At 63.1% G+C, this 9,605-nt stretch carries 4 protein-coding genes; 2 read left to right on the top strand and 2 right to left on the bottom strand.

Annotated features, from left to right (window positions below; all coding sequences use genetic code 11):
• The first annotated feature begins 305 nt into the window (after positions 1–305).
• The gene (locus tag KBI52_RS03740) at positions 306–1,241 is read left to right on the top strand and encodes an acetamidase/formamidase family protein (protein WP_210805412.1); all 936 of its coding nucleotides are present in this window, start codon (positions 306–308) and stop codon (positions 1,239–1,241) included.
• 436 nt (positions 1,242–1,677) lie between these two features.
• Complete coding sequence (locus KBI52_RS03735) at positions 1,678–7,107, top strand: VCBS domain-containing protein (protein ID WP_210805410.1); 5,430 nt, start codon at positions 1,678–1,680, stop codon at positions 7,105–7,107.
• Between the two features lie 427 nt (positions 7,108–7,534).
• On the opposite strand, the gene KBI52_RS03730 is transcribed toward KBI52_RS03735, so the two are convergent.
• Both KBI52_RS03730 and KBI52_RS03725 read right to left on the bottom strand, forming a co-directional pair.
• Positions 7,535–8,572 (bottom strand): TIM44-like domain-containing protein, encoded by a 1,038-nt coding sequence (locus tag KBI52_RS03730; protein WP_173945397.1) that lies wholly within the window; start codon positions 8,570–8,572, stop codon positions 7,535–7,537.
• 262 nt (positions 8,573–8,834) lie between these two features.
• The gene (locus tag KBI52_RS03725) at positions 8,835–9,353 is read right to left on the bottom strand and encodes a DedA family protein (RefSeq protein WP_173945396.1); all 519 of its coding nucleotides are present in this window, start codon (positions 9,351–9,353) and stop codon (positions 8,835–8,837) included.
• Positions 9,354–9,605: the final 252 nt, after the last annotated feature.

Here is a 9,605-nt window from a genome sequence, read left to right as displayed (position 1 = left end):
TTGCCTGGGGCGTCATGAGCTCGTAGGCTATCTCACCAGGCGGGCTATGCCGCTCAACGGGGTCAGCGCAACATAAAGCTGTGCAGCTCCCTCAGGGCAGGCTGAAGCAATCAGCGTATTGAACTTGCGGTTCTTCTTGTCCACGAAAGAGTGAAGACCGCCCTTGCTCGCCCGGCATGTGCCACGAGCCATGGCACAGGACATTTCACAGGTAAGGCCGGTTGACTCGAATGGTGGTCAGAGCAGCCTTGTAGCTCGCACAGCCCACATGATGTACAACGCCAGTGAATTTGAGGAGATTGCACGTGGCCCACCATCGGTTCAGTCCGACAGGCTATCACAATGTTTTGGGTGATCGAGATCCGGTCCTGCGGATCACTGATGGCGATACGGTCACCACCACCACGATTGATGCCGCTGGACGTGACCACGAGAGTGTGGAGCGTGCTCCCAGGCCAAATCCCATGACAGGCCCCTTCTTTGTGGAAGGGGCAGAGCCCGGCGACGCGCTGATCGTGGAGATCCAACGCATGTCGCCGACCCGGGAGACAGGCTGGACCTATTCCCTTCTGGCGCCGAACGTGGTTGATCCAGAGATCCTGCCCCGACTGCCTGAGCGGCAGCGGGTTGAGTGGGCCATTGATCGCAATGCTGGGACTGTGCGCTTGATGGAGCCGCCCAGCGCGGTGGCGGATCTTGTGTTGCCTTTGGACCCCATGATCGGGTGCTTCGGAGTGGCCCCTGGCATGGGGCAGGCGATCTCCACGGCCACGAGCGGCCGGCATGGCGGCAACATGGACTTCAGAGGCTTTGCCCCAGGAGCCGTCGCCTGTTTCCCGGTGTTCGAGCCCGGTGCCCTGTTCTTCTTGGGCGATGGGCATGCCTGCCAAGGGGACGGCGAGATTGTCGGCACGGGGATCGAGACGTCGTTCGAGATCGAGTTCACGGTGTGGTTGAAGAAGAATGCCAATCACGGCTGGCCGCGTGGTGAGACAGAGTCGGATATTTTCACGGTCGGCAATGCCCGTCCGCTGGACCAGGCGCTTCAGCATGCAACAACAGAGATGTTGAACTGGCTTCGGAGCAGTTTCGGATTAGATCCCACTTCTGCCAGCCATCTTCTGGGACAGGTGGTGCGCTATGACATCGGCAACGTGTTCAACCCGGCCTACACCGTCATCTGCCGCGTGGCCAAAACCTGGCTCCGGAAGCCGGATTCAGCTCTGGGCTGGCTTGGCTGACAGGTGCATGGTTCCGGCACAATCGGCTCTCGAAGGCTGCCATGTCAAATAATGGGCGTTGAGTGCCGAACACAGGTATTCCCACAAGGATGGGCCGGTCCGCTGATGGAGGTAGACGGCCATCTGTGGCAGCTTTCGACCGCTGGAGCGTCGATAAGTTGGTTAAGCCTTGTTTCGCCGTCTTGATTTGCCGTTAGAGAGCCAAGTGCCGTCCGAGCCCGGCTTTGGCAGGCGTGTTGCCGAAGAGTAACATTGGTTAATAAAATCTGCTTCTGCAGTAATTGATCTCGACATCTAGGGCAATATTCTTAGTAGTGCTCGCCTTTAGGTGGCCTGTTTTAAGAAGTGCCACGGTTCTTCACGATAACAATCAGTGGCGCCGCAGGACGGCACGCCAAGTCCAGGCGCGGGTACTGGGCCGGCGAGGGGGCATGGCATGGCAGGCAGTCTCGAAGGAATTCAGGTCAAGATCACGTTCTCCTTGCAGGGGTTCTTCGTCTATGAGGCTCCCTACGAGTTCACATCGGTGGTCGTCGGGGCTGGGGCTGAACTCGTTGTGCCCTTATCCGCCAGGATCCTGTCCGATACGGATGGCGATGGCGACATGGAGCCGGTGCAGGGCGACAACGGGCTTCTGCGCGGGACGATGACCGTCGACATTTCCGGCAATCAGGTCTTTGCCCAGTTCGACGGAACAGCGCAACCCGCCGGGTTTACCATCAAGATTGAAGGCTTGGCCCCTACAGGTGTCGCCCCTGGCACCATTACCGATCAGGGATCAATGAACGGGGTCAACGCCGTTTATGCCCCGAATTACAACGCTTCGACGAAGACGCTCACCTACAATTGGTTCTTCATGGGCTTCCAGCCCGGGACTAAGGTCGATCAGACAGTTTTCTACGACAATCTTCTCGAAGATGCTCCGGATGCGATCAATGACGCATTCCGCACCAAGGCTGGCGATGCTTTGGCGGGCGCAAGCGTCCTTGCGAACGACAAGGATCTCGACAACGGAGGTCCGCTCGGCACTGTCGATCTTCAAACCATCACACACCTCAATGGAGTGGCGGCCGATGTTGGCCGCTGGACCGATCTTACCGGCGGCGGACGCGTTCTGCTGAGGGACGACGGCGCGCTACAATTCTCCGACGATGGTGATTTCGCCGATCTGGCCGCGGGACAAATCCGCACCACGTCGTTCCAGTATACGGTGACGGATTCGACGGGGCGCTTCGATACAGCCACGACGACCATCACGGTCGAGGGCGTCAACGATGCGCCGACGGCCTCGAACCTGACGCAGCCCATCGCTGCCCTCGAGGATAGCGGTGCGGTCGCGCTCGGCGACATCGTCGTGGCGGATGCCGACATGGGCGATACGGTCACCGCGACGCTGACGCTGAGCCAACCCCAGGCCGGCACCCTGTCGGTGACCCCCGCCGGTTCGGCCACGCCGACCTACAATGCCCTGACCGGGGTGTGGACGGTGAGCGGATCGGTTGCAGACGTGAATGCAGCCTTGGCGGCGGTTACATTCACGCCTGCCCCCAACTGGGACAAGCCCGTTTCGATCGCGACGCAGATCCGCGATGCCGCCGGATCGGGGCCCACGAACGGCACCATCACGGTCAACGTGACCCCGACCAATGACGCACCGCACCTTGCCGACCGGAATCTATCCCTGACGGTCGCGGAGGATGCGGGTCCGCCGGCAGCAGGGCAGGTGATGGGGCTTCTCGTCTCCGATCTAGCTGTTGGCATCTCGGACGTAGACTCCACCTCCGGTCGTGGCATTGCCATCGTCGGAGCCGATGCCTCGAACGGCAGATGGTGGTTCTCCATCAATGGGGGCGCTTCCTGGTCGCTCCTCGGCACACCCCCGGAGAATGCCGCAAGGCTGCTTGCCGCCGATGGAGCGACACGGCTCTACTTCGAGCCGAGCGCCGACTATAAGGGCACGGCTCCGGCGGGCCTTACCATCCGCGCCTGGGATCTGTCTGCAGGGAGCAACGGGGGGGTGGCCGATATTGGAGGTGTCGGCACCGGTGGAACCTCTCCGTTCAGCACCCAGACGGACACCGTCGGCCTGAGCGTCACAAGCGTCAATGACGCACCCGTTGCCACCATGCCGGGCAGCATCGCGGTGACGGAAGACGTAAGGACGGCCCTGGCTGGGATCAGCTTCTCGGACAAGGATGCGGGGCCCGGCAACGTGACAGTGACCTTCAGCGTGCCAGTAGGAATACTGGGTGCGGTCAGCGGCGCGGGGGTCGTTGTCGGAGGCACCGCGTCCGCCTTGACGCTGACAGGCACGATCACTGGCATCAATGCCTTCATCGCCGCTGGCAATGTCACCTATATCCCTGTTCACGACGACACCGCGTCGAGGACCCTGACCGTCTCCATCAACGACAACGGCAACGCGGGCAGTGGCGGCAGCCTAAGCGACACGAAGAGTGTCGCCCTGACCATCGCGGCCGTGAACGACGCGCCGGTCGTCACCGTGCCGGGCAGCATCACGGTGATGGAAGACGCGGCCAGCGCTTTGACAGGCATCAGCTTCTGGGATGTGGATGCCGGCTCAGCCAACGTGACGGTGACCCTCAGCATCGCGGCGGGAACGCTGGCTGCCACCAGCGGTGCCGGCGTCACGGTCGGCGGGACCACTTCGGCCCTGACCCTAACCGGCACCCTTGCCGACATCAACGCCTTCATCGCGGCAAGCCACGTCACCTATACGTCCGATGCGAACGGCACGGGGAGTCGCGTGCTGACCGTCTCGATTGATGATGGTGGACATGGGGGCAGCGGCGGCAGCCTGAGCGACACCAGGACGGTCGCCCTAACAATCGCGGCGGTCAACGATGCGCCCGTTGTCACCGGGCCAGGCAGCATCGCGGTGACCGAGAATACGCCAGCCGCGCTGACGGGCATCACCGTCTCCGACATCGATGCGGGGGCGGGCAATGTCACGGTGACCCTGAGCATCACCGGGGGATCCCTGTCAGCCACGACCGGCGCGGGCGTCACGGTGGGCGGAACGGCCTCGTCCCTGACGCTGGTCGGGTCGATCGCCGATATCAATGCCTTCCTTGCCGCAAGCGGCGTTACCTACACGCCGTCCCTCAACGACGCGGGCACGCGGGTTCTGACGGTTTCGATCAACGATGGTGGCAACACGGGTTCGGGCGGCGCGCAGACCCATACCCGAACGGTCGATCTCGAGATCGCCGCCGTGAACGACGCTCCACTCGCGACCGTGCCAGCCAGCATCGCCGTGACGGAAGATACGCCGACGGCGCTGACGGGCATCGCCTTTTCCGACATCGATGTAGGATCGGCTTCGGTCACCGTCACCCTGACCGTGCCGGCGGGCACCCTGTCGGCTGCCGATGGCGCGGGCGTCACGGTCGGCGGAGGGGCGTCATCCCTGACCCTGACGGGCACCATCGCTGACATCAACGCCTTCATTGCGGGAAGCCACGTCACTTATACCCCTCCGGCCAATGGCACCGGCACGTATGCGCTGACCGTTTCGATCGACGATGGCGGCAATTCCGGCTCGGGCGGGCCGCGGAGTGATACGGAAACAGTGAACCTCGACCTCTGGCCGGTAAACGATGCTCCTGTCGCCACGCCACCGGGCAGCATCGCGGTGATCGAGGATACGGCGACCGCGCTCGCCGGCATCAGCTTCGCGGACATCGATGCCGGTTCGGCGCCAGTGATCGTGACCCTGAGCGTTTCGGCGGGTTCCCTGTCGGCCACCAGCCAATCGGGCGTCACGGTCGGAGACACGGCGTCATCCCTGACCCTAACGGGCAGCGTCGCCGACATCAACGCCTTCATCGCGGCGAGCGGCGTGATCTATACGCCTGCCGCGAACGACCACGGAACGCGGGTCCTCAAGGTCTCGATTGACGATACGGGCAACACAGGTTCGGGCGGCGCGCTGAGCCACACGCGAGCCCTTGATCTCCACGTGTCAGCCGTGAATGACGTTGCGGTCATCGGCGGCACCGATGCCGGGTCGGTTGCAGAGGACGGCATGCTGATCGCGACCGGGGTTCTGATGGTGACCGACGAGGACGCGGGCGAGGCCGGCTTCAAGGCTCAGGCCGACGTGCAGGGTACCTACGGGACCTTCTCGTTCGACGCCACTCAGGGCACGTGGACCTATGTGCTCGACAACGAGGCCGAGACGACCAAGACCCTGCGCTCCGGCGAGGCGGTCACCGAGACCTTCACGGTCGAGTCCCTCGATGGCACCGTGAAGACCGTGCGCGTGCAGGTGCAAGGCGACGGCGCGCTGATAGGCGGCGTAGAGGTGACGACCGAAACGATCGTCTATCCAGACGGCAGCACGGGCCAGATCCTCACCATCCCGATCATGACGGCGGGCAGCGGCCCGACCGATCTTCCGCTGGTGAGCGCAGGCGGGCACCCGGTGCTCTTGGCGCAGCTGCCGACGGGCTATGGCCTACAGGTGACCGGCCCATCGGCGCCCAAGACCGCCGGAAGCTCGTTGGCCGATCTGATCCGTGAGATCCAGGCACACACTGATGGTGGCTCGGCCGATCAGAACCTGCTCACCGGTGGGGGCTCCGGTTTCCTGCAAGGGCTGTTTGCCAGCACGCCGCTGATCGTGCAGAGCCTTGTGCCCATGCTGGCCCCGGGCAGCAGCACGCTGCCGGGTCAGCCGTTGGTGATCTCGGGCGCGCCCACGGCTCCAGGCACCCCTGAGACGGCCCTGGTCATCGATGGGCGTGGCATCGCTGGCGGCCACATCAAGCTGGAGAATGTGGAGTTTGCCGCAATTATCGGTGCTCTGACGGTCACGGGAGGGACCGGTTCGCAGGTCGTGTTCGGCGACAGCGCCCGGCAGACGCTCATCCTGGGAGCCGACGACGATACCCTGCACGGCGGTGGCGGCGATGATTATGTCGGCTCACATGGCGGCAACGACTGGCTCTACGGCGATGACGGCAACGACACCGTCTCGGGCGGCATCGGCAACGACACCCTCGACGGCGGCACAGGCATCAACATCATGTACGGCGGGGAGGGCAATGACACCTATATCGTCGGTATGGCGAGCGACCAGGTGATCGAGTACCGTAGCGAGGGCATCGACACCGTTCGCAGCTCAGTTAGCTACATCCTTGAGAACGCCAACGTCGAGAACCTCGTCCTCACGGGCAATGCCGCCTATGGTTATGGCAATGGCATTGCCAACCAAATGTACGCCTCCGATGCCGGTAGTCTGCTGCATGGCTCGGGCGGTAACGACACCCTGTCCGGCGGGGCCTCACGCGACCGCCTATATGGGAGCGGCGGCGATGATCGCCTGTACGGCAATGGCGGCAACGACCGCCTCTACGGGGGCACGGGCAAGGACCGCCTCGAGGGTGGCACGGAACGCGATTACCTTGCCGGGGACAGTGGCAACGACATCCTCAAGGGCGATGACGGCCACGACACCATCAATGGTGGCTCTGGCAATGACGTGATCTACGGCGGCAAGGGCAAGGACATCCTGACCGGCGGCTCCGGACGCGACGTCTTCGTGTTTGATACCAAGCTCGGCGACGGAAAGATCGACACGATCAGGGATTTCAATCCCTGGGAGGATACGATCCGGCTTGAGAATGCCGTGTTCACGAAGATCGGTCCGAAGGGCGATCTCGCTTGGACTGCGTTCCACTACGGCAGCCATGCGGCGGATGCCGACGACCGGATCATCTACGATTGGTTCTCGGGCGCGCTTTACTATGACAAGGACGGTGCCGGCGGAGCGGCCCAGGTGCAGTTCGCCAGGATCGACAAGCACCTGTTCCTGACTGTGAGCGACTTCGTCATCATCTGACGATCAAACATGGATGGCCCCCTGCTCATTCGAAGAGCCGGGGGCCTCTGCTCGGTCGGGCCGCATGGGATGAAACGCTTCATATTCTGAGGAATTCTTCAGAAGCCTAGGGCAGGTTTAGGCGGCGTCCCCAACGGGGATGGGTCCTTGCGTTCCTCAAGGTGAAGATCGGAGATCAACGCAATCTTGGTCAAAGGTATATCCTGGACTGAAGGCGGGCTGTCATATCATGAGAGCCCGTTCTGTGCCGCCGCCCTCCGCGCCAGCAACAGACTTCTTGTCAAAATAACTGCTCAACGAAATTGCCTTGTAGGCGCAGTGTAGGCGCAAAGTTAATTTGCAGAGGAGGAGGCACCATCTGGTGTCGCACCCACATGCAAAATGGTCAACCGCACGGGCTTGTCCGACGCGGTTGACTATAATGGGATTAGGTGGCCTGCTGGATCGCCGAGAGCTTCCAGAATGCGCCATTGTCACGACGGAAGGTCCAGATCTCCGTGACCTCCTCGGTCTTCTCCGGCTCGCCGGCAACAGCCTTGCCGCTCGCACGGTCAATCGTTTGCTCGGTGATGGAATAGCGCATCGCAACTGTGGCATAGTCAGTCGGCCCCTCACGCCAGGCCTCGGCGAGATCACCCTGCAGGAGCTTCACGCCCGAGATGGCCTCACGCACACCCTTGCGGGCGTTTTCATTCAGCTCCTCCTGGAAGTATCCGGCCATCTCCGGCGTGGCCAGCGTCCACAGGGCAGAAACGTCCTCGTGGCCATAGGCCGTTTGAATGTCCCCGAGAGCTTGCTCAAAGGCAGCGAAGTCCTCAGGCCTGACAGCGAGCTCCTGAGTGCGCGGCTGCGAAGGCGGGGCAGTGCTGGCTGCTGCAGCCGCAGGCGGCATGCATGCGGCTGCTCCGCCACCTGGCGGGACTATGCCGCTGAGTGTCGATCGCTGCATCGGGGCGCCAGCAGCGGCACCGGCCAAGGCTGGCTGCTGTCGCCGGCGAAAGAAACGGATCACCAGGAAGGCAAGACCGCCGATGAGCGCGACCTGCGCCAGGAAGCCCAGGATAGAAGCCAGAGACCCGAGGCCGCCGAACAGGCCTGCGCCGAACAGCGCGCCCAGCAGACCTGCCCCGAGCAGGCCAGCGAAGAACCCACCACCGAAGCGGCTCCGCGCGGGTTGGGCCGCCAGGGCCGACGGAGTGGCCGGACGAGGCTGAACCTGACTTGGAGTCGCCTGCGAGCGTTGGAGCGATTGCGCGGCTGAGGGAGCTGTTTGGGTGGCCGGAGGGGCATCGAAGGTGCGTGAGCCACGTGAGCCCATGCTGCCTTTGCTCCTAGCCTCCGCCATGCCAGTCATGGCAACGACGAGCGCACCCGCCAGGGTGAACGCGAAGCGCCCGCGGCGTAACGGGCTTGCCGCTCTGCGTCTGGGCTGACCGGTTCCCCATTCGGTCGGAGACTGTTGCATCAGATGTTCTTTCCTGAGATCCGCGTCGGATGGGCTGCGCTACTCTTCTCTTCTCGCTGTCCCTCCAAGCCCTCTTGATTGGGGCGAAAGGACAGCGCTGAAACGGCATTGGCTTGCCGATGGACCCTCCCGTCGCCGGCGCGTCGAACCCGCCCTTGCTGGCAGGTGATGATCTCCGCACGTCTTCTGGAATGGTCCATGCGTGGTATACGAAGCTGGCCTCGGCCTTAATCCTGTCGCCGGCAAGAAATTTGCCTGCTTCTCACTGGGCCCATACGGTCAGACCCGCGCCCGGCGCGAGCACGATGAAAGCCCAAACAAACGCTGAGGCGATGGTCGCCGTCTGGAACAGCAGCATAGGCATGGCGAAGATACCGGCTGTCAGGGGCACCACAGCGCGCAGCGGGCCAATGAAGCGCCCCAGGAAGACGCCCCACGCACCCCATCGGGCAAAGAACTTTTCGCCGCGATCACGGAGATGCTGGTGGGATGAGAGAGGCCAGACACGATACACGGCATGCTTGAACCCAAAGCCGACGGCATAGGATAGCCAATCACCGAGGATGGCGCCGACGGCCGCTCCAAGCCAGATCGGCCAGAACTCCAGACCGCTTGCTCCGACCAAGGCACCGATCCCAAGAAGCAGCACGGTCGAGGGGACGAGCAGTGAGACAACAGCGAGCGACTCGGCGAAGCCCAGAGCCCCAACAATGAACGGAGCCCAGCCTTGGTGCGCCCGAACGAAGTCGAGCAGCATCGTCGTGAGGGTGTCGAGGTCCATGGACTCTCCCGTTCAAGGACTGGTCAAGGTGCAACGACGCGTGCCAGCAGGAGCCGGCACGCGTTGGTTGTCACGATTGGGTATCGCTCTCCCGCATTATGCTGGTTTCGGTACGCCCGCTGCTCCGGCCGGCGGTACGGCCGGACGCGAGGTCCTGTGCTTCGCGGCACTTGTGCCCCCATCGTCCCGCACCGGCGGCTGGCCGTCGAGCAGATTGCGGATCTCTTCGCCGGTCAGGGTCTCGTACTCGAG

The sequence above is a fragment of the Microvirga sp. HBU67558 genome (assembly GCF_018069605.1).
GTDB classification, from domain to species: Bacteria; Pseudomonadota; Alphaproteobacteria; order Rhizobiales; family Beijerinckiaceae; genus Microvirga; species Microvirga terrae.
Note: the sequence above shows the minus strand (reverse complement) of the source record. Positions and strands in the feature narration are given on the sequence as shown.

Excerpts from the sequence above, each read along its gene's own strand:
- KBI52_RS03730 (WP_173945397.1), bottom strand. The coding sequence starts at position 8,572 with ATGCAACAGTCTCCGACCGAATGGGGAACCGGTCAGCCCAGACGCAGA.
- KBI52_RS03735 (WP_210805410.1), top strand. The coding sequence starts at position 1,678 with ATGGCAGGCAGTCTCGAAGGAATTCAGGTCAAGATCACGTTCTCCTTG.
- KBI52_RS03725 (WP_173945396.1), bottom strand. The coding sequence starts at position 9,353 with ATGGACCTCGACACCCTCACGACGATGCTGCTCGACTTCGTTCGGGCG.